This is a genomic window from Nocardia sp. NPDC056100 (genome assembly GCF_042266325.1).
In the GTDB taxonomy this organism is placed as follows: Bacteria; Actinomycetota; Actinomycetes; order Mycobacteriales; family Mycobacteriaceae; genus Nocardia.
Genome location: NZ_JBHJVY010000007.1, coordinates 387,567 through 405,902 on the forward strand (window position 1 = coordinate 387,567; position 18,336 = coordinate 405,902).

At 65.0% G+C, this 18,336-nt stretch carries 18 protein-coding genes; 4 read left to right on the forward strand and 14 right to left on the reverse strand.

The window, feature by feature from the left end:
• Nucleotides 1-7: 7 nt before the first annotated feature.
• The 3 genes from ACFC0O_RS43390 to ACFC0O_RS43400 are packed head-to-tail and all read right to left on the reverse strand — an operon-like array spanning nt 8 to nt 3,124.
• Nucleotides 8-1,165 carry an acyl-CoA dehydrogenase family protein gene (locus ACFC0O_RS43390; RefSeq protein ID WP_375968144.1) on the reverse strand — a complete coding sequence of 386 codons (1,158 nt, stop codon included), beginning with the start codon at nt 1,163-1,165 and terminating at the stop codon, nt 8-10.
• 23 nt (nt 1,166-1,188) lie between these two features.
• A complete protein-coding gene (gene fabG, locus ACFC0O_RS43395; RefSeq protein WP_375968145.1) occupies nt 1,189-1,941 on the reverse strand; it encodes a 3-oxoacyl-ACP reductase FabG in 753 nt (250 codons plus the stop codon).
• 31 nt (nt 1,942-1,972) lie between these two features.
• On the reverse strand, nt 1,973-3,124 hold the full coding sequence (locus ACFC0O_RS43400) for an acyl-CoA dehydrogenase family protein (RefSeq protein WP_375968146.1): 1,152 nt from the start codon (nt 3,122-3,124) through the stop codon (nt 1,973-1,975).
• 96 nt (nt 3,125-3,220) lie between these two features.
• Here ACFC0O_RS43400 and ACFC0O_RS43405 point away from each other — a divergent pair, with 96 nt between their 5' ends.
• Nucleotides 3,221-3,853, forward strand: a complete 633-nt coding sequence (locus ACFC0O_RS43405; RefSeq protein WP_364643904.1) for a TetR/AcrR family transcriptional regulator C-terminal domain-containing protein — start codon at nt 3,221-3,223, stop codon at nt 3,851-3,853.
• Nucleotides 3,854-3,893: 40 nt separating this feature from the next.
• Entirely contained in the window at nt 3,894-4,934 is a 1,041-nt protein-coding gene (locus ACFC0O_RS43410) for an N-acetylmuramoyl-L-alanine amidase (protein WP_375968147.1), read from the forward strand.
• A gap of 7 nt (nt 4,935-4,941) precedes the next feature.
• Here the strand turns inward: ACFC0O_RS43410 and ACFC0O_RS43415 are convergent, their stop codons facing one another.
• From ACFC0O_RS43415 to ACFC0O_RS43425, 3 genes are read right to left on the reverse strand one after another with little or no spacing between them, the layout of a single operon-like run.
• Entirely contained in the window at nt 4,942-5,724 is a 783-nt protein-coding gene (locus tag ACFC0O_RS43415) for an ABC transporter permease (protein WP_375968249.1), read from the reverse strand.
• A 5-nt stretch (nt 5,725-5,729) separates the two neighbouring features.
• Nucleotides 5,730-6,473 (reverse strand): ABC transporter ATP-binding protein, encoded by a 744-nt coding sequence (locus tag ACFC0O_RS43420; RefSeq protein ID WP_375968148.1) that lies wholly within the window; start codon nt 6,471-6,473, stop codon nt 5,730-5,732.
• A 17-nt stretch (nt 6,474-6,490) separates the two neighbouring features.
• Entirely contained in the window at nt 6,491-6,973 is a 483-nt protein-coding gene (locus tag ACFC0O_RS43425; protein WP_375968149.1) for a hypothetical protein, read from the reverse strand.
• A 202-nt stretch (nt 6,974-7,175) separates the two neighbouring features.
• Between ACFC0O_RS43425 and ACFC0O_RS43430 the strand changes: the two genes are divergently transcribed.
• Entirely contained in the window at nt 7,176-8,693 is a 1,518-nt protein-coding gene (locus tag ACFC0O_RS43430; protein WP_375968150.1) for a DUF222 domain-containing protein, read from the forward strand.
• Between the two features lie 276 nt (nt 8,694-8,969).
• Here ACFC0O_RS43430 and ACFC0O_RS43435 read toward each other — a convergent pair whose 3' ends face one another.
• From ACFC0O_RS43435 to cysD, 6 genes are all read right to left on the reverse strand, one after another.
• Nucleotides 8,970-10,289, reverse strand: coding sequence for a TIGR03118 family protein (locus ACFC0O_RS43435; protein WP_375968151.1), 1,320 nt, complete (start codon nt 10,287-10,289; stop codon nt 8,970-8,972).
• A gap of 103 nt (nt 10,290-10,392) precedes the next feature.
• Nucleotides 10,393-11,526 (reverse strand): sulfotransferase, encoded by a 1,134-nt coding sequence (locus ACFC0O_RS43440; RefSeq protein WP_375968152.1) that lies wholly within the window; start codon nt 11,524-11,526, stop codon nt 10,393-10,395.
• A 20-nt stretch (nt 11,527-11,546) separates the two neighbouring features.
• The gene (locus tag ACFC0O_RS43445) at nt 11,547-12,341 is read right to left on the reverse strand and encodes an SDR family oxidoreductase (RefSeq protein WP_375968153.1); all 795 of its coding nucleotides are present in this window, start codon (nt 12,339-12,341) and stop codon (nt 11,547-11,549) included.
• The gene (locus ACFC0O_RS43450) at nt 12,338-13,540 is read right to left on the reverse strand and encodes a hypothetical protein (RefSeq protein ID WP_375968154.1); all 1,203 of its coding nucleotides are present in this window, start codon (nt 13,538-13,540) and stop codon (nt 12,338-12,340) included. The genes ACFC0O_RS43445 and ACFC0O_RS43450 overlap by 4 nt, the downstream gene beginning before the upstream one ends.
• Before the next feature lie 17 nt (nt 13,541-13,557).
• Nucleotides 13,558-15,444, reverse strand: a complete 1,887-nt coding sequence (gene cysC, locus ACFC0O_RS43455) for an adenylyl-sulfate kinase (RefSeq protein WP_375968155.1) — start codon at nt 15,442-15,444, stop codon at nt 13,558-13,560.
• Nucleotides 15,444-16,349, reverse strand: a complete 906-nt coding sequence (cysD, locus tag ACFC0O_RS43460; protein ID WP_375968250.1) for a sulfate adenylyltransferase subunit CysD — start codon at nt 16,347-16,349, stop codon at nt 15,444-15,446. The genes cysC and cysD overlap by 1 nt, the downstream gene beginning before the upstream one ends.
• A gap of 285 nt (nt 16,350-16,634) precedes the next feature.
• Between cysD and ACFC0O_RS43465 the strand changes: the two genes are divergently transcribed.
• Entirely contained in the window at nt 16,635-17,543 is a 909-nt protein-coding gene (locus ACFC0O_RS43465) for an IclR family transcriptional regulator (protein ID WP_375968156.1), read from the forward strand.
• On the opposite strand, the gene trxA is transcribed toward ACFC0O_RS43465, so the two are convergent.
• Both trxA and ACFC0O_RS43475 read right to left on the reverse strand, forming a co-directional pair.
• Nucleotides 17,540-17,887, reverse strand: a complete 348-nt coding sequence (gene trxA / locus ACFC0O_RS43470; protein WP_375968157.1) for a thioredoxin — start codon at nt 17,885-17,887, stop codon at nt 17,540-17,542. The two genes, ACFC0O_RS43465 and trxA, sit on opposite strands and share 4 nt — an antisense overlap.
• A gap of 16 nt (nt 17,888-17,903) precedes the next feature.
• Nucleotides 17,904-18,278, reverse strand: a complete 375-nt coding sequence (locus tag ACFC0O_RS43475) for a MerR family DNA-binding transcriptional regulator (protein WP_375968158.1) — start codon at nt 18,276-18,278, stop codon at nt 17,904-17,906.
• Nucleotides 18,279-18,336 lie beyond the last annotated feature (58 nt).

Below are 18,336 nucleotides of genomic sequence, written 5' to 3' on the forward strand. Positions count from 1 at the left end.
ATTGAAGTTACAGACCCATGTCCTTGGCGATGATCATCTTCATGACTTCGCTGGTGCCGCCGTAGATCCGGTTGACCCGGTTATCGGCGTAGAGCCGGGCGATGGGGTATTCGTTGATGAAGCCGTAGCCGCCGTGCAGCTGGAGGCAGCGGTCGATCACGCGGGCCGCCACCTCGGTACAGAACAGCTTGGCCGACGCGGCATCGGCGGCGGTGAGCGTTCCGGCGTCCAGGGCCTCGAGTCCGCGATCCACCACGGCTTCGGCGGCGTCCACTTCGGCCTGGCAGGCGGCGAGCTCGAATTTGGTGTTCTGGAAGCTGGCGACCGGCTGTCCGAAGACATTGCGCTGCCGCGTGTAATCCTTGGCGAACCGCACCGCCGCCTTGGCCTGCGCGTACGCGCCGACGGCGATGGACAGGCGTTCCTGCGGCAGGTTCAGGCCGAGGTAGGAGAAACCCTTGTTCTCCTCGCCGAGCAGGTCCGCGACCGGCACCCGCACATCGGTGAAATTGAGTTCGGCGGTATCGGACACCCGCAGGCCCAGCTTGTCGAGCTTGCGGCCGACGGTGTAGCCCTCGGACTTGGTGTCCACCAGGAACAGTGAGATTCCGTGGCGGCGATCATCGGCGCGCGGGGCGTCGGTGCGGGCGCACACGATCACCCGGTCGGCGTGTACGCCGCCGGTGATGAAGGTCTTGGACCCGTTCAGCACGTAATGCGTGCCGTCTTCGGAAAGCTTTGCGGTGGTGCGCATTCCGGCGAGGTCGGAGCCGGTGCCGGGTTCGGTCATGGCGATGGCGAACATGATCTCACCGCTCACGAAACCGGGTAGCAGCCGTTCCTTCTGTTCCTGGGTGGCCAGCATCTTCAGATACGGCAGGCACAGCCCCACGTGCACGCTGGAGCCGCCGAAGGAGACCGCCGCGCGGGCGGCCTCTTCGATGAGAATGCTCTGAAACTTGAAGGATTCGATACCCGCGCCGCCGAATTCCTCCGGCACCTCGATACCGAAGACGCCGAGTTCGGCCAGCTTGTAATAGAACTCGCGCGGTGCGATCCCCGCCTCGAACCATTGGTCGTAGACGGGCGCGACCTCGGCTTCGATGAAGGCGCGCACCGTCTTACGGAAGGCTTCGTGGTCGGCGCCGAAAACTGTTCTCTGCATAATGATTTCTCTCTCGAGAGTCGTTAGAGCTTGCGCCCGCCGTCGACGTAGATGGTCTGGCCGGTCACGAAGGACGAATCCGCGGAGGCCAGGAACGACACCACGTTGGCGATATCCTCCGGCTGCCCGACGCGGCGCAGCGGGGTGATATCGGCTGCGGCCTTACGGAATTCGGCCGGATCGACACCCACGCGCGCGGCGGTGGCATCGGTCATATCGGTGACGATGAATCCGGGCGCGACGGCGTTGACATTGATCCCGTACGGGCCGAGTTCGATGGCCAGCGTCCGGGTGAATCCCTGAATCCCCATCTTGGCGGCCGAGTAATTGGCCTGCCCCCGGCTGCCGAGCGCGGACACGCTGGAGGTGTTCACGATCTTCCCGGACTTCTGCTTCACCATGTACCGCTGCGCCGCCCGGCTGCACAGGAACGCACCGCGCAGATGCACCGACATGACGGTGTCCCAGTCCTCCACGGACATCTTGAACAGCAGATTGTCGCGCAGCACACCGGCATTGTTGACCAGTACGTCGACCGAACCCAGTTCGGCCGCAACGCGTTCGAACGCCGCGTCTACCGAGGCCTCATCGGCGACATTGCAGGCCACCGCGATGGCCTTACCGCCGGCCGCGACGATGGCGTCGACGGCGGTCTTGCAGGCGGCCTCGTCCAAATCGGCGATGACGACGGTGAATCCGTCGGCCGCGAGCCGAGTCGCGGTGGCCGCGCCGATACCGCGCGCCGCGCCGGTGACGAATGCAACCTTCGAAGTCATGGTGAAACTCCTTGTCAGCGAATGTGAGTGGTCAGTTGAAGGCGTTGACACCGGTGAGCGCGCGCCCGATGAGCAGCTTCTGAATCTGGCTGGTGCCCTCGTACAGCGTGAGCACGCGAGCATCCCGAAGGTATTTGGCGACCGGGTATTCGTCGATATAGCCGTAGCCGCCGAACACCTGAATGGCGTTGTTGGCCGCCTTCACCGCGGCCTCGCTGGCGAACAGTTTCGCGACCGAGGCTTCGGTGCCGAACGGCTTCCCGCGCTCCACCAGGCCGGCGACCCGCCAGGCGAGTAGCCGCGCCGCCTCGACATCGACGGCGATATCGGCGAGCAGTTCCTGAACCAGCTGGTAGGAGGCGATGGGCTTACCGAATTGTTCGCGTTCCCCGGCGTATTTCACCGCGGCTTCCAGGCAGCCGCGCGCGACGCCGACACATCCGGCGGCCACACCCATGCGGCCCTTGTCGAGCGCACCCATAGCGATCTTGAAGCCCTGACCCTCGGCACCGAGTCGGGCGGTATCGGGCACGCGCACCTGATCGAGCACGAATTCGGCGGTGGCCTGGCCGCGCAATCCGAGTTTGCCCTTGATCTCGGTGCGGGTGAATCCGGGCGTGTCGGTGGGCACCAGGAAGGCGGTCACGCCCTTGGGGCCCGGTCCGCCGCTGCGCGCGAAGACGATCGCCACATCGGCCCAGGTGCCATTGGTGATGAAGATCTTGGTGCCGGAGAGGAGCCAATCATCGCCGTCCCGAACGGCTTTGGCGGTGAGGTTGCCCGCATCGGATCCGGTGCCGGGCTCGGTGAGCGCGAAGCAGCCGATCCCCTGTCCGGAGGTCAAGCGCGGCAACCATTCCCGCCGCTGCTCCTCGTTCCCGTAGGTCTTGATCGATTTGGCGACCAAACCCAGTGAGACCGACACGATTCCGCGCACCGAACTGTCGCCGCGGCCGAGTTCCTCCAGCAGCAGGCAGTAGTCCAGGGCGGTGCCGCCGGATCCGCCGTACTCCTCGGGAATCTCGATGCCGAGGAAGCCCATATCGCCGAGTTTGCCGACGATGGCGGTGTCCACCGCTTCGGCGCGATCCCATGCGGCGGCGTACGGCACGACCTCTTTGTCCACCCAGGCGCGGGCGACCTCGCGTAGTTCGCGCTGTGCCTCGCCGAGCTCGAAGTCCATCTGTGATAGCTCCTAACCAAACGTTGTTAGGTTTATAACCCCGAAGCTATCCTAACGGTGTTCGGTTTTTCAAGACCCGGGTGATAACTTGCGACTATGGCCAGACCGAAGGTGCCGCTCCTGAGCCGCGAACGCATTCGCGAGGCCGCGCTGACCCTGATCGACCGCGACGGCCTGGCCGATCTGTCCATGCGCAAACTCGCCGCCGAACTGGGTGTGCAGGCCGCGTCGCTGTACGGCCACTACCCCACCAAGGACGATGTCCTCGATGACATCGCCTCGGGCATCATGAGCCGCGTCGACACCTCCGAATTCGAGCACGGTGATTGGCGGCACGGGCTCATGTCCTGGGCGCGGTCCTATCGCGCCGAACTGGTGGCGCACCCGAACTTCGTGCCCTACCTGGCCGCGGGTCCGGGCAAGCGCGAGGAGAACCTGCGCCACGCCGACGCGGTGCACGGCGGGCTGGTCGGTGCGGGCTGGCCGCCCCGCGAGGCCACCATGATCGGAGCCGCCACCCGCTACCTGGTGATGGGCGCGACCATCGGCTCGTTCTCCCGGGGTTTCGTCGATGACGTGCAAGTCTATCGGGACCGCTACCCGCATCTGGAGCAGGCGCATCTGCTGCGCGCACGTGCGGACGAAATCGATTCGGAGAGTTTCGAATTGGCGTTGAACGCGTTCGTCGACGGGCTCGCCGCGCGCTTCCCGGCGCGGGTCGCGGAATAATCGTTGCCCTTTCGTACGATTCATCTGCGAAAGAGCGAGGGTGGTAGTGACACAGCATATTCGGATCGATCGCCGCACACTGTTGACCGGGACGGCGGCGCTGACCGCGGCCGGACTGTTCGGGGCGCGCGGCAGCGCAGGGGCCACACCGGCCGAGGGGACCGATTGCGCGGGTGCGGCTTTCACCGCACTGCGCGATACCGAGCCGAACGCGAAGCCCGCCTCGGTGCGCTTCCGGGTGGCGGGTAAGTGGACCGATCCGATTCCGGTGCGCCGCACCGCGCACGGCCGCGATGACCGGCCGGGCAAGCTGTCCGAGATCGTGCCGATTCCGGCCGGCGCGGACAAGGTCGACGTGATCGCCGAGAACATCACGCTCCCGGGCATTTTCGCCCCGGTCACCGCGCAGCCGTTCAAAACTCCGGTGACGACCTCCTACGCCTGGGGATTCCCGGCGGTCACCCGCTCCGGTTGGGGTGCGGACGAGACATTGCAGACCTGGGGTGAGCCGGAATACGCACCGGCGCAGGTGATCACGGTGCACCACACCCAGATCCCGACCGGCCAGGAATACGACGACTACCGCGATACGGTTCGCGGTGTCTACCGCTTCCACGCCCTCCCCGATCCGGACGGTCAGGGCTGGGGCGATCTCGGCTATCACCTGATGATCGACCCGAACGGGGTCATCTACTCCGGCCGCCACCCCGGCACCGACGACGCGCCCATCTTCAAACCGGGCACGGACCTGAAGCCCGGGGCCGAAGTGGTCACGGCGGGCCATGTGCGCGGGGCGAATTCGGGAAATATCGGCATCTGCTTGATCGGCGATTTCAGCCGCACCCTGCCCAGCAAAGCCGCACTCCACAGCCTCGACATCGTATTGACCCGCCTCTGCTCCGGGCTCGGCATCAACCCGTTCGCCCAGATCAACTACGTGAACCCGGCCAACGGCGTCACCGCCGTCAAACCCGCCGTGGCCGGTCACGGCGATTGGCAATCGGTGTGCGGGGAGACCACCTGCCCCGGCGATTTCCTGCACACCATCCTGCCGCTGCTGACGGCCCTGTCGCAGTTGTGAATCCGAATCAGTCGGTGGTGGGATCGCGCCGGGACAGGCGCACGGTTCCGAGCGCGAAGAACACCGCCGCGATGACCGCGAAGTAGGCGAGAGAACCGTTGGCCCCGCCGAAGATCGGGTGAATCGTCGGATACTGGCCCGCGCCCAGTTCGCCGTTCTTGAACGGCATCCACTGCTGCACCACGTTTCCGATCTTCACCGGGAGCAGGGCGGAGAAGGCTTCGATGCCGAACTTCCAGAGCAGTACCGCGCCGACCACGACACCGGGGCGCGGTATCAGTCCGGCGATGCCGATGCCCAGGGCACTGACGAGGAAGGCGAAAAGCGGCAGGGCCCACAGCAATCGGAGACCGGCGGCGGAGGTGGCGTCGACGCGGCCCCACACATCGGGGAAGACGGCCGGAAACGCCACCAGCAGCACGACCACGGCGACAAGGGTGGCGATCACGGCGATCAGCCCGAGTACGATCAACTTCGCGACCGGTAGCAGCCAGCGCCGGGGTTGTGCGGAGTACACCAATTCCACCGTGGCGTACTTGAATTCATTGCTCAGCGTGGCGACACCGGCGGACATCAGGATGACGGTCGAGAAGATCATCACCCAATACCCGGCGTTATTGGTGTCCATGCCACCGCTGCCGTTGACCTTGTTCATGCCCGTGGCAATCACCAGCCCCGCGTTCAAGGCGAGCGGCAGCAGTACGGCGAGCGGCACGATCGCGAACCACAGTGGGCTGCGCCGGGAGAGTTTCACCAGTTCGCTTCGCACCGAATGGTTCAGCGCCACCATCGAATTCACGACTCCACCTGTTCGGTCGCGCCGTCGTATTCGACACTGCCGCGGGTGACCGCGAGGTAGGCGGCCTCCAGCGGTCGCGGGCCGGAGCCGAGCGCCACGGTGTCGTCCCGGCTCGCATCGGACAGCACCTTGCCGCGGCCCATGATCACTATGCGGTCGGCGGTGATCTCGACCTCGGTCAGATTGTGCGAGGCCACCAGCAGCGTCCGGCCCTGTGCAGCGAGCCCGGTCAGCAATTCCCGCAGCCACAGGATGCCGTCCACATCGAGGCCGTTATCCGGTTCGTCGAGCACGATGGTGCGCGGATCACCCAGCAGTGCGCTCGCGATCCCGAGCCGCTGCAACATACCGAGCGAGAACCGCCCCACGAGCCGATTGGCCACCTCCGCCAATCCCACCCGGGCGAGCACCCGCTCGACCTCGGTCACCGGGATACCGCCAAGGCGCGCTTGCCATTTCAAATGCTGCCTCGCGGTATGCCGCGGATCGCGCGCGAAGGTGTTCAGATTGAACCGGACGGCGCGCATCGGCTCGGCGATCCCGCGCAGCGACTGCCCGTCGATCCGCACGGTGCCCGCGTCGGGTGTGGTCAACCCCGCGATCATGCGCATGGTGGTGGATTTGCCCGCCCCATTGGGCCCGAGCAGATACGTGATCGAACCACTCGCCGCCTCGAAACTGACATCGCCGACCGCGACCTTGTCACCGAAGCGCTTGGAAATACCGGAAACCGAGATCATCAGCTATCGAGCGCGCCTCAGTACCCGAAGTCCGGATTACCGGAGCAGCCGCCCATACCGGCACAGGTGGCCTTCCAATCAACCTTCCACAGCCCATCCTCACGGATATAGCTGTACGTCCCACTGGAAGCGGGGAACCCCGCCATCACCCCGGAAAGCGTTGCGGTCATGGTGTTTCCGGTAATGCTCTTGGAAGTGGCCCGCTCCTGAATCGACAGAAAGTCATACACCCCACCCTGCGACAAAATCCCCTGCAACGCGGGCGCAACCGAGCCCCCGTGATAACTGACCTCAGCCTTCGCACTCATCGGCAAACTCGGATTCCACAGCGCCGCGAACTGCCCCGCCAGCGCGTCCAACGACGGATCCGCATCCCGCACATACAAATCCGCGACCGTCGCATCCCGCACCGACCGATCCGCAACCGCAGGCGCAGCAAGCCCCACCGTGACCAACCCAGCAGAAACCAAGGCGGCGAACGCGCCCACGATCTTCTTCATGACACTTCCTTCGCGATAGTCAGTGCTCAGGACGCTACTTCCCGAAGTTAGGTTAGTCAAACCTAAGTTATGCCCTGGAGGCGATGGGGCCTGGGCGAAACAAGAGAAGGGCCGAGAAATGAAATGCGAATTTATCTGAATATTGTTGTATCACAATGGAATTCGGCTTTCGGGGTTTGGTTTTCGGGAGTAGAATAGAGGTATGAATTCAAGGGAGAACATCGCAATCGCGGAGAGTGCACACGCACTCTCCGCTGCGATCGATTCCCTTGTTTCCCAGCCGCTCATTCCGGTGTCGGACAACGACATTGTCGAATTGATGCAGCAGATCGAAACCGCCACCCGCAAACTCGACGCGCTCAAACTCGACCTTGTCGTGCAGACCTGTTCACGGTCACTGCCCAAGCGCGCAGGCGCAGGCTCGGTGGCACTGTTCCTGCAAGACACCCTGCGGATTTCGCACGGGGACGCGCTGAACCGCTGGCACTGCGCCGAGCAGGCTGCGATCTGGCCGCGCGTAGGAGACAGCGCCGAAGTATCGACCCCTGCCCCGGTGCTGCCCAATACTGCTCTGGCGCAAGAGGAAGGCGCGATCGGACTTGACCATGTGCGCGTGATCCGGCAGGTCATGGACCGCCTGCCCAACCAAGTCACTGCCGAAGACCGCGCACTCGCCGAAGAACACCTGGCCCGGCACGCGCGGGCGTTGAACCCGAACCAGCTCCCCAAAATCGGCGACCGCATCCTCGGACACCTCGATCCCGATGGCACCCTCACCGACGACACCGACCGCGCTCGCATGCGCAGCATGCGGTTGAGCCCACAGGGCTTCGACCTGATGTCCACCATGACCGTGGTGCTGACCCCCGAAGCACGCGCCGCCATGGACGCAGTGCTGGCCAAGCTCGCCCGGCCCGGCCTGTGCAACCCGGCCGACCCGGAGAGCCCGTTCGTCGTGGATGACAAGCTCGATCCGGAGGTCGTGAAGGCTGCGGCCGCACGGGATACGCGCACGACGGTGCAGCGTCAGCATGATGCGCTGTTCGCGCTCCTGCACCCGGATTTCAACCCCGCCCACCTCGGCTCACACCGTGGCCTGCCCGTCACCACGATCCTGACCATGTCCATCGCCGATGTAGAGCGCGCCGCCGGAGTGGCGACCACCGCCACCGGCGGGACTGTGCCGGTCGCGGTCGCGTTGGAAATGGCTGCACGCAAAAGCAAGACCTTTTCGGTCGTCACCGACGGCAACAACATGCCCCTGCACATCGGTGAAGCCCGCCTTGCGAACCCGGCACAGCGGATGGCGTTGATCGCCACCGAACGGGGTTGCACTCGACCCGGCTGCACCGCACCCGCGAGCATGGCCGCGGTCCACCATGTCACCGAGTACATCAAGGGCGGCCCGACCGACATCGAGAACCTCACCCTGGCTTGCGATCACTGCCACGCTCTGGTGAACGACACCCCGACGGGGTGGACCACGATCAAGCTCGGTAAGGATTCGGCCTTCGCAGGCCGCACCGCCTGGATTGCGCCCGCGCACATCGACCCGACTCGCACACCGAAGGTGAACCACCTCCATCACCCGGACGAGTTGATGGCCACCGCCCCGGCGGCACCACCGTTGCCCGCACGCCCCTCTCGGGCCTGTGTGCCGACGCGGATGCGTCAGCGACCCTGGGTATTGCCTCGCCCGGCTTGCCCAGCCCGGCAATAGTTTCCACCCCACCTGTATCCAACCGTCAGGAACCCTCCTGCCGGTCCTACAGGCATGTCCGCACCTCACGCACCCGACGGGGTGACTGGCCGTGGTCACCTTCCAAGACCAAAGAGCCAAGCCGCTCAAGTGTTTTGGTTCTTGTTGTTGGTCTTTATCTTTGTTCTTGTTCTTTTCTTGTCCGGGCGTCTTTTTCTTTTGTTCTTGATCTTTTTCATACAAAGCGAAAGGCCCCGAGCCGAAATCGACTCGGGGCCTTCGCATTACTGCTGGCTGCTACTGGAGCCGGAGGCTGCCGAAGAGGCCGTCTTTCTCGTCCTCGGGGCCCGCGGTGAAGTAGAGGGCGTCGGAGTCACCGAGGCTTTCACCGTTGCCGAACATCAGCGCCCAGAGGCCGGGGATTTCGATGGGCGCGCCGGAGGTGTTGCGGAGATAGTCGACGGGCTTGCCGGTCTTGTCGTCGATGGCGACGATGTGGCCGAGGCCGCCGAAGTTGCCGACCAGGATCTTTCCGGCGAGGGGGCCGAAGGAATCGGGGGCGATGGTGACGCCCCAGGGGGCGTTGAAGCGGTCGTCGCCGTCGATGGTGCGAACCAGTTTGCCGGTGGCGTCGAATTCGGCGACCTTACCCTTGCCGGGCTTGCCCGCGGCGGCCTTATCGGCGGCCTTGTCGAGGGAATCCTCTTCGCCTACATCGATTTTGGTGGCGTCGACCTCATCGGGCTTGGTGGTGGCGTAGGAGACGAACACGCGCTGGCCGATGGTGGTGACGTTCCACGGAGCCGGATCGCCGGGCTTGACCTTCTTACCCTTGGCCGGATCGGCGGGGTCGAGGTTGTCGCCGGTGGCGAAGGGGTTGGCGTAGCCGGTGGTGCCGATCAGCTGCCAGTTCTTGTCGAAGGTGCGGATCTGCGGGTTCTCACCGAAGTCGGCGGCCAGCAGCTTGTCACCGGACGGGGTGAGGGCGATGCCGAAGAACTGCATCCCCTTGTCCTTACCGTCGAAGACGGTGTTGGCCGGGCCGTCGTGGCGCACGATCGCGCCGCCCGCGCCCTGTTCGGTCCAGGCGGAGATCTTGCCGGAATCGGTGGCGAAGATGAAACGCGCGGAGCCGGTGAGCTTTTCGTCCTTGCCGTCATAGCTGACGGGCTGATCCTTCACCACGAACAGGTCCGAGGTGATGGGCGCGGGGTTGAAGATGACGCCGGTGGTCTTGCCGACGCTCTTATCGGAGGTGTCCGAGTCCGCGCCGGGGACGGTGACGAGCTTCAGCGGATCCTGAAAGAGCTTCTGGAACTTGGGATCCGAGGATTTGGTGACGTCACCGACGAACTGGAAGGAGAATCCGCCGCCGCCGACCCAGAAGTGGCCGCCGGCGCCCTTGGGGCGATCGGCCAGGCCCCAGGCGTTGACCATGTCCGGATAGGTGAACTGCGCCTTGTACGAGTCCTTGTCCGCGGCCAGGTTGATCTGGGCGTAGTGGTTACCGTCCAGTGCAGCCGGATAGTTGTCGGCGGCGGGCTCCGACTTCGAGCACGCGGCGGCGACCAGTATGGCCGCGCCGAGCGCCGAGATCCGCATCAGATTCTTACGCAATTCCCTCGTCCTTCCAGTCCAGACCGCATTTCCACGGTTAGGCGACGCTAACCATAGCTGGTTTAGGTGATGCTAACCATATCCGGAAGGACGAGGGGTGCGCCTAGCTTTCGAACTCCGCCCTGACCTGCGCTTCGGTCAGTCCGTAATCGGCCAGGGAGTACCGGTGAACGGGTTTACGATCACCGCTCTTACTCTCCTCATCGAGGGAGCCCATGGCCGTACGCGCGGAGTCCGAGAAATCGATGTCGAAAGCGCCGTAGATCTTTTCGACGGTGCCCATGGGATCGGCCCGCAATTCATCGAATTCGATATCGAGGAACTGCTCCGGGTTGTATCGCGCACGGGCGCTGTTGAATTCGCGCAGCCCGCGCGACCACAGCTCCAACTGCGACTTGCCGATGGTCTCCCCCACGAAGGTGGTGGACCACCCGCGCGCCGCCTGATCGGACAGGCTGCACGAGGATCCGACGATGGTCACCGGGTCACGATGGGTCTGAATGATCAGCGCGTCCGGGTACACCGCCATGAGCGCGTCCAGGGCGAACAGGTGGCTCGGATTCTTGAGAACCCAGCGCCGTTCATCGCCGAGCCCGATGAGCTGCAGGTTCTTCCGATGCCGGGTGTAGGCGTCGGTCCAATCCTGCTTGCGCAACCACTGCGAGTAGGTCGGCAGATGGGCCAGCGACTCGTACGAGATGGACTTGGCCGTCTGGCGCAGCAGTTGCCAGCACTCCTCCACATCGGCGGCGCTCATATAGTGCACGCCCATGAATTCCGGATTCTCGATGCGATGCTGTGCGAATCCGGCGTCGATGCGCTGGTAGATCGGATTATCAGCCCAGCTGTCGCGCGGCGGGCGCGGCTGCGGGAAGTCCGCCAGCCACATCTCCAGGGCCTGATGCCCCGGATCCGCGGCCAGCAGCCGATGCAGCGCCGTGGTGCCGGTGCGCGGCAGTCCGGTCACGAAAATCGGCCTGGTAACCCGGGTTTCGGCATACGCCGGATTGGCCTTCCAGGACGCTTCGCTGAGCGCGCGGGCGACCAGCGCCCCGCGCAGGAAGAACCGGCTCATCTTGGAGCCGAGCTCGGTGAGTCCGGCATCGCGCTGATACGACTCCAGCAGGGTGCTCAAACCCTCCAGGTAGTCGTCCGCGCCGAAGTCCTCGAGGCCGCAGACCCGGGTGGCCGAGGCGTGCAGATCCTCGACGGTGCCGACGGAGGTGCGTGCGCTCATGGGTGGTAACTCCTTGCTCATCAAACGTGGTATTCGCCGCAGTTGACGTCGATGGTCTGGCCGGTGATGGCATTGGCGAACGGCGAGGCCAGGAACACCACGGTCTGGGCGATCTCATCGGGCAGCGGCAGCCGCTTGAGATCGGTTTTGGACGCTGTCTGCTGGTAGACCTGCTCCTCGGTGATGCCGTACTTCTTGGCGATCTCGCCGAAGTACCACTTCAGCTGATCGGTCCAAATGTAGCCGGGGGCAACGGTGTTGACGCGGATTCCCTTGTCACCGAGTTCGGTGGCCAGGGTCTGTGACATGGCCAGCAGCGCGGATTTGGCGACCTTGTAGCTGCCGTAGCGGGGTTCGGAGTGCCGCAGCACCGCCGAATTGATCATGACGACATTGCCCTTGGTTTCGGCGAGGGCGTCGGTGAAGGTCTGCGTCATGCGCAGCCCGCCCAGCACGGTGAGTTCGACGCTGTCGCGAATCTGCTGAAAGTCGGTGCGCGCCAGCGGTTTCATGGACGGCACCGAGAACGCGTTGTTCACCAGCACGTCAACCTGGCCGAACGTCTCCACCGTGCGCGCCAGCAGGTTCCGCACCTGCTCCTCATCGGTGATATCGGTTGGCACGCTGAGGCTTACGCCGCCCTCGGCCTCGATCTCGTCGGCGACCTCCTTCAAACGGGACTCGGTACGCGCCGCGAGCACGACCTTGGCACCGGCCGCCGCGGCCTCGAGGCAGATGGAGCGGCCGAGGCCGGGGCCCACACCGCTCATCACCACGACCTTGCCGTCGAGCAGTCCTGTCCTGAGCCGGGTCATCCGAGCATCCTTCCCGCGAAAGCGCGCTGACGGTTGGCGATTCGTTCGCGCCAGCCCGCCTCGTCGATCTGATTGTGTGCGTAGTGCGGCAGCCGTTCGGCCACCTTGTCGAAGGGCACCAGTTCGATGACGGGGCCGTCCGCCTCGGTCATCGGGCGGGCCACGCGCTGCCAGCGGAACTGGAGAATGCCCAGGCGGCGGCCGGTGGTCTCGATCCAGTTGGTGACACCCGGGTTGCGTGCGGAGACGACCATGCGGATCATGCCGTCCGGATCCACCTGTGCCTGAGCGTGATTCAGGCTGGTCTGGTGATTGCTGTAGTCCAGCGAGATGTACCAGCGGCTGCCGAGCTGGAAACCCTGGTACGGCGCATCGGATTTCGGCACCGTGATGATGAGCGCCTGATCGTCGGCGAGATCGAAATGCCCCACCGAGGAGTACTGGGTGCTCAAACCGCCCGGGGTGAGCCGGGGTTCGGTCAGGGTGTTGACCGGCAGGTTCAGATAGAACCACTTGGGGAAGTTGAACCAGGTGTTGACCCGGGTCAGCAGCATGCGACCGGCGGCGCGGTAGCGCTTGCGCAGACCCGCCACATCGGGTTCGGCCGGGGCGGTGCCGATGGTGTCGACGCGCTCGATGCGAATCGAGCCCTTGCGCTCGGTATCCCAGTCGCCGTACACCTCTCGCACCGCGAGCATGGACGCGCCCTCGCCGAGCACGAAGTAGTTCGGCTCCGGATTCTCCTTGGGCGGGCCGAATCGCAGCTGGTAGCTGCCGTCCTCGGCGATATCGAGGCGGCGATCGTCGAAGGCGTCATCGCCATTGGGGACGTCGGTGGCGGTGTAATCGCCCTTGAGCACCTGGAAACTCAGGTCGACGGTATTGCCGCGCACGCCGGTGAGCAGGTACTCACCGGTCGGCTCCACATTCGCGTGGTAGTACAGCGTGTCCGGGTTATCCAGGCCCATCTTGGTGTACGGGCCGGTGGAGGTCACGAAGTACGGGTGCGAGGTGCCGTGCGCGCGGGACAGTTGCAGGACCGCGGCGATACTGCCCTGCAAATAGTCGTAGCCTTCGGCGAGGTCGTGCTCGTCACGGATGAAATCCGCTGCGGCGATGAGCTTCTCGGCCTCGGCGACCGCGGCCAGGAAGGGCTCGGTCAGCGGGAGTTCGGCCTGTTCGATATTGGGTGTTTCCATCAGGCGTCTGCCTTCTTTCAAGAGTGAATGCCTAGTTCTCGGCGGATAAGACGGGCTATCTCGGCTGGGTTGCCCTGGTCGGGAGTAATGGTGAGTTCGGCGTACTCCGGGCGCTCGTAAGGTGAAGAGATGCCGGTGAATTCGGGCAGCTCCCCCGAACGGGCACGCTTGTACAAACCCTTCGGATCCCGAAGCTCGCACTCCTCGATCGGCGTGTCAACGAAGATCTCATTGAACGGCAATCGCTTGTCGTCGTGCAGCTTTCGCGCATCCCGGCGCTGTTCCCGGAACGGGCTGATCAGCGAGACGATGGCAATGGTGCCCGCATCGGCGAACAGTGACGCGACCTCCGCGACGCGGCGAATATTCTCGCGCCGATCCTCGTCGGTGAAGCCGAGATTGTTGTTCAGGCCGTGCCGCAGGTTATCGCCGTCCAGGAGATAGGCCGGGCGACCGGCGGCGATCAACTGCCGCTCCAATTCGACCGCAATGGAGGACTTTCCGGAGCCGGACAGCCCGGTCAGCCACAGCGTCATACCCTGGCTCAACCGCTGTCCGCGATCCACGGCCGAGTTGTGCCACACCACATTCGCGCGCGGGCGGCGGCCGGTGGCGCGGTGTCCGCGATCGCTGGTCGCCTCGGCGATGCCCGGGGTGCGGGCGGTGATCATGCCCGCCGCGACCGTCTGATTGGTGCTGTCGTCGACGAGAATGAAACTGCCCGTGGCGCGATTGTCCCGGTATGGATCGAACATGATCGGCTGCCGGGTGTGCAGCGTGACGCGCCCGATGTCATTGAGCGCCAGCGCTTCCGCCTCGGTCTGCCGATGCAGGGTGTTCACATCGAGGCGGTAATCCAGCTCGGTGACCCGCACCTTGGTGTGCTGGGTGGCGGTGCGAATGCTGTAGTCGTTCCCGGCGCGCAGCGTGCCGGTATCGGAGAACCAGCAGACCATGGCATCCAGCTCGCGATCCTGATGCGGCTGATTGCCGGGCCGGGCGAGCATATCCCCACGGCCGATATCGATTTCGTCATCGAGGGTGAGCGAAACCGCCATCCCCGCGAAGGCTTCTTCGATCTTGCTGCCGCCCGGACCCCAGATCTCCGTCACGTGACTGGTGCGCCCCGACGGCAGCGCCACCACTTCGTCACCCGGCTTGAAGATGCCGCCCGCGATGGTGCCCGCGTAACTGCGCTGGGATTCGCCGTGCGGCCGAATCACATACTGCACAGGCAATCTGGCGTCAATGAGATTGCGGTCGGAGGCGATGTGCACCTCCTCCAGATGACGCAGCAGCGGCGGTCCCGCGTACCACGGTGTGTGCGTGGACATATCGACCACATTGTCACCGTGCAGCGCGGACAGCGGCAGGAAGCTCAGATCGCCGACATCGAGTTTGGTGGCGAAATCCGCGAACTCCTCGCGGATTTCCTCGAATCGCTGTTCGGACCAGTCGACCAGATCCATCTTGTTCACGCACAGCACCAGGTGGCCCACACCCAGCAGCGAGGACAGGAAGGCGTGGCGGCGGGTCTGCTCGGAGACGCCCTTGCGCGCGTCCACCAGGATGAGCGCCAGGTCCGCGGTGGATGCCCCGGTCACCATATTGCGGGTGTACTGCACATGCCCCGGGGTGTCCGCGATGACGAATTTCCTTCGCGGCGTGGTGAAGTAGCGGTACGCGACATCGATGGTGATGCCCTGTTCGCGTTCGGCGCGCAGACCGTCGGTGACCAGCGACAGATCCGGTCCGCCGTTACCGCGCGCCAGGCTGGCGCGTTCGATGGCGTCGAGCTGATCGGAGAACAGCGATTTGGAGTCGAAGAGCAGGCGGCCGATGAGGGTCGATTTGCCGTCGTCGACACTGCCCGCGGTGGCAAGCCGTAAAAGGTTGCGGCGCATCAGAAGTAGCCCTCTCGCTTGCGATCTTCCATGCCGGATTCGGAGATGCGGTCGTCGGCGCGGGTGGCGCCGCGTTCGGTGAGGCGGGTGACGGCGGTTTCGGCGATCACCGCGCCGGGGGTGGCGGCATCGGATTCGACGCAGCCGGTGCAGTCGGCATCGCCGAGGGTGCGGAAGCGCACGCTGGTCTCGAAGAGTTCCTCTTCGGGCTTGCGGGCGATGAACCTGTTGTCCGCCAACAGCATTCCGTCGCGCTCGAGCACCAGGCGGCGGTGCGCGTAGTACAGCGGCGGCAGCGCCACCTCGGCGCGCTCGATGTACTCCCAGATATCGAGTTCGGTCCAATTCGACAGCGGGAACACGCGAATGTGCTCGCCCTTGCTGTGCTGACCGTTGTAGAGGCTCCAGACTTCGGGCCGCTGTGCCCGCGGATCCCATGCGCCGTATTCATCGCGGAAGCTGAAGACGCGTTCCTTGGCACGCGCCTTCTCCTCATCGCGCCGCGCGCCGCCGAAGACGGCGTCGAAACGGTGCTCCCGAATACTGCGCAGCAGGGTCGCGGTCTGCAGCCGGTTGCGGGATTCGCCCGCCTTCTCGGTGACCCGGCCCGCGTCGATATCGTCCTGCACACTGCCGACCAGCAGCTGTGCGCCCAGGCGTTCGACGGTGCGATCGCGGAAGTCGATCACCTCGTCGAAATTGCGGCCCGTATCGATATGCATCAGCGGGAACGGCAGCGGCGCGGGCCAGAACGCCCGCCGCGCCAACTCCAGCATGACCGCCGAATCCTTACCGCCGGAGAACAGCAGCACCGGTCGTTCGAAGGTGGCGGCCACCTCCCTGATGATGTGCACCGACTCCGCCTCCAGGGCGTCCAGGTGCGACAACTCGTATCCCGCGCGCATTCGCTTCACTCACTCGCCGCGTCGATCTCCGCGACCGCGTCTTCCCGAAGGCCGTGTCTGCCCGAAAGACTTGCGGTGTCGAATATTCGACGCTATTGTTCGATTATGTGACACCGACGATAGGTCGCCCGACCAGTCCCGGTCAATACCCAGCGCCCGATTAGCGGCCCATCCGTCACCCCGGCATGTTTTCGGCCGGATCCACACCCCGCCGCCGCGCACTACTCGCGATAGATTGGCCTCATTGCACGCGGCCCGGCCGACCCGACGACCACCGAGGACGACTTGACTGAAATCGCCTCCACCACAGCGCTATCCGAGGCCGGTACCCGCGGCACCGATGAGGTGAGCGCCTCGCCGCCGACCCGGCGCGTGGTGCAGACGATCGAGTTACTGTCCCGGCATCCGGCCGAACACCTCTCGCTGGCCCGCATCGTGCGCGGAACCGGCATGTCCCGGGCCACCGCGCACGCGGTATTGACCCAGCTCACCGCCGATGGCTGGACCATCCGCGATGCGGACGGCAACTACTGCCTGGGTCTGGGATTGATGACGGTGGCACGCCGCGCGGAGGCGGCCTTCCCGCTGCGGCGACTGGCGGCGGAAGCGATTCGCCGCCTGGCCGACACCCATCGCATGCCCGCCTTCCTGGCCGAGCGCGAAGGTGATTCGATCGTCATCACCGAGGTCATCGGCACCCCCTCGGTACCGTGGATGCGCGCCGGCCGCCATATCCCCTTCGCCCCGCCGGTCTGCCGCGAATTCATCGCCTGGGCCCCCACCCCCGCACGCGCGACCTGGCTGGCGGCCGCCGAACCGGCCCACCAGCCACGCCTGAAACTCGTCCTGGACGCCATCCGCGCCCGCGGCTATTCGGTCGAACGCCTCGCCGACGATTCCGCCCCCATGCTGGAAGCCCTTGCCTCCCTGCGCAATTCCCCCCTGACAGACCCCCTGCGGCATCGCCTCAGCGATATGATCACCGAACTCATCACCATCGACTACCTCCCCGACGAACTCGGCGACCAGAACGCCGTGGTCTCGGTGGCCGCCCCGATCTTCGGCGCGGACGGCGACGTGGTCGCCTCCCTGGTGGTCTGCCCCGACACCCAACTCCCCGCCGCGCAATTGACCGCTTTGGCCGAGGCGGCGATCACCTCGGCCGACACGGTCACAGCCGCCCTACGCCACTAACTACCGGCGGCGGCGTCGATCGCGGCCAGCAATTTGGTCTTCGACTGCGCCCCGATCATGGTCCGCACCAGTTCCCCATCCCGGAACAGCAGCAGCGTCGGCAGCGACATGATCTGGTAATCCCGTACGGTGCCCAGGTTTTCGTCATGATTCAGCTTGCAGATCGTGAGGCTGTCCGCCCGCTCGCGCGCGATGACGTCCAGCACCGGCGCGATCATCCGGCACGGCGGGCACCATTCGGCCCAGAAATCCACCAGTACCAGCCCCGGCCGGGCGAGCACCTCATGCTCGAACGTCTTATCGGTGACGTCGATGATTCCGGTTGCGGTGTGCGACTGCGACATACGATTTTCCTTCGATTCAGAACGGGCTGGGGTCGGCATTGCGATGGGCGGCGTCCTGTAACCGGCTGACGAGACCGTCGCGGCGCGCGGTCAATTCATCGATCTGCGCGGTCAGGTCCGCGATGGCGCGGCGGTATTCGGCCAGCGAGGCCGGGCAGTCGTCGACGTGTTCACCGCCGGAGGCCAGGCATTCTAGGAAGGGCCGGGTCTCCTCCACCGGAATGCCGAGCAGGTTCAGGCTGCGGATCTCGGCGACGGCGCGGACGGTGTCCTCGTCGTATTCGCGGTAGCCGTTGGCCTGGCGGGCCGGGGCCACCAGGCCCAGGGCCTCGTATCGCCTGATCGCCTTCGGGCTGACTTCCGCCAGCCGGGCCAGTTCGCCGATCCTCATGCCATCGAATGTAAATGCTGCCCCTAGGGGCAAGGTCAACCCCGGCGGCGCGAGATGG

What these genes read in the sequence shown, in the direction of transcription:
- ACFC0O_RS43390 (WP_375968144.1), bottom strand. Translation starts at nt 1,165, where the DNA reads ATGCAGAGAACAGTTTTCGGCGCCGACCACGAAGCCTTCCGTAAGACG.
- fabG (WP_375968145.1), bottom strand. Translation starts at nt 1,941, where the DNA reads ATGACTTCGAAGGTTGCATTCGTCACCGGCGCGGCGCGCGGTATCGGC.
- ACFC0O_RS43400 (WP_375968146.1), bottom strand. Translation starts at nt 3,124, where the DNA reads ATGGACTTCGAGCTCGGCGAGGCACAGCGCGAACTACGCGAGGTCGCC.
- ACFC0O_RS43405 (WP_364643904.1), top strand. Translation starts at nt 3,221, where the DNA reads ATGGCCAGACCGAAGGTGCCGCTCCTGAGCCGCGAACGCATTCGCGAG.
- ACFC0O_RS43415 (WP_375968249.1), bottom strand. Translation starts at nt 5,724, where the DNA reads ATGGTGGCGCTGAACCATTCGGTGCGAAGCGAACTGGTGAAACTCTCC.
- ACFC0O_RS43420 (WP_375968148.1), bottom strand. Translation starts at nt 6,473, where the DNA reads ATGATCTCGGTTTCCGGTATTTCCAAGCGCTTCGGTGACAAGGTCGCG.
- ACFC0O_RS43425 (WP_375968149.1), bottom strand. Translation starts at nt 6,973, where the DNA reads ATGAAGAAGATCGTGGGCGCGTTCGCCGCCTTGGTTTCTGCTGGGTTG.
- ACFC0O_RS43430 (WP_375968150.1), top strand. Translation starts at nt 7,176, where the DNA reads ATGAATTCAAGGGAGAACATCGCAATCGCGGAGAGTGCACACGCACTC.
- ACFC0O_RS43440 (WP_375968152.1), bottom strand. Translation starts at nt 11,526, where the DNA reads ATGAGCGCACGCACCTCCGTCGGCACCGTCGAGGATCTGCACGCCTCG.
- ACFC0O_RS43445 (WP_375968153.1), bottom strand. Translation starts at nt 12,341, where the DNA reads ATGACCCGGCTCAGGACAGGACTGCTCGACGGCAAGGTCGTGGTGATG.
- ACFC0O_RS43450 (WP_375968154.1), bottom strand. Translation starts at nt 13,540, where the DNA reads ATGGAAACACCCAATATCGAACAGGCCGAACTCCCGCTGACCGAGCCC.
- cysC (WP_375968155.1), bottom strand. Translation starts at nt 15,444, where the DNA reads ATGCGCCGCAACCTTTTACGGCTTGCCACCGCGGGCAGTGTCGACGAC.
- cysD (WP_375968250.1), bottom strand. Translation starts at nt 16,349, where the DNA reads ATGCGCGCGGGATACGAGTTGTCGCACCTGGACGCCCTGGAGGCGGAG.
- trxA (WP_375968157.1), bottom strand. Translation starts at nt 17,887, where the DNA reads ATGTCGCAGTCGCACACCGCAACCGGAATCATCGACGTCACCGATAAG.
- ACFC0O_RS43475 (WP_375968158.1), bottom strand. Translation starts at nt 18,278, where the DNA reads ATGAGGATCGGCGAACTGGCCCGGCTGGCGGAAGTCAGCCCGAAGGCG.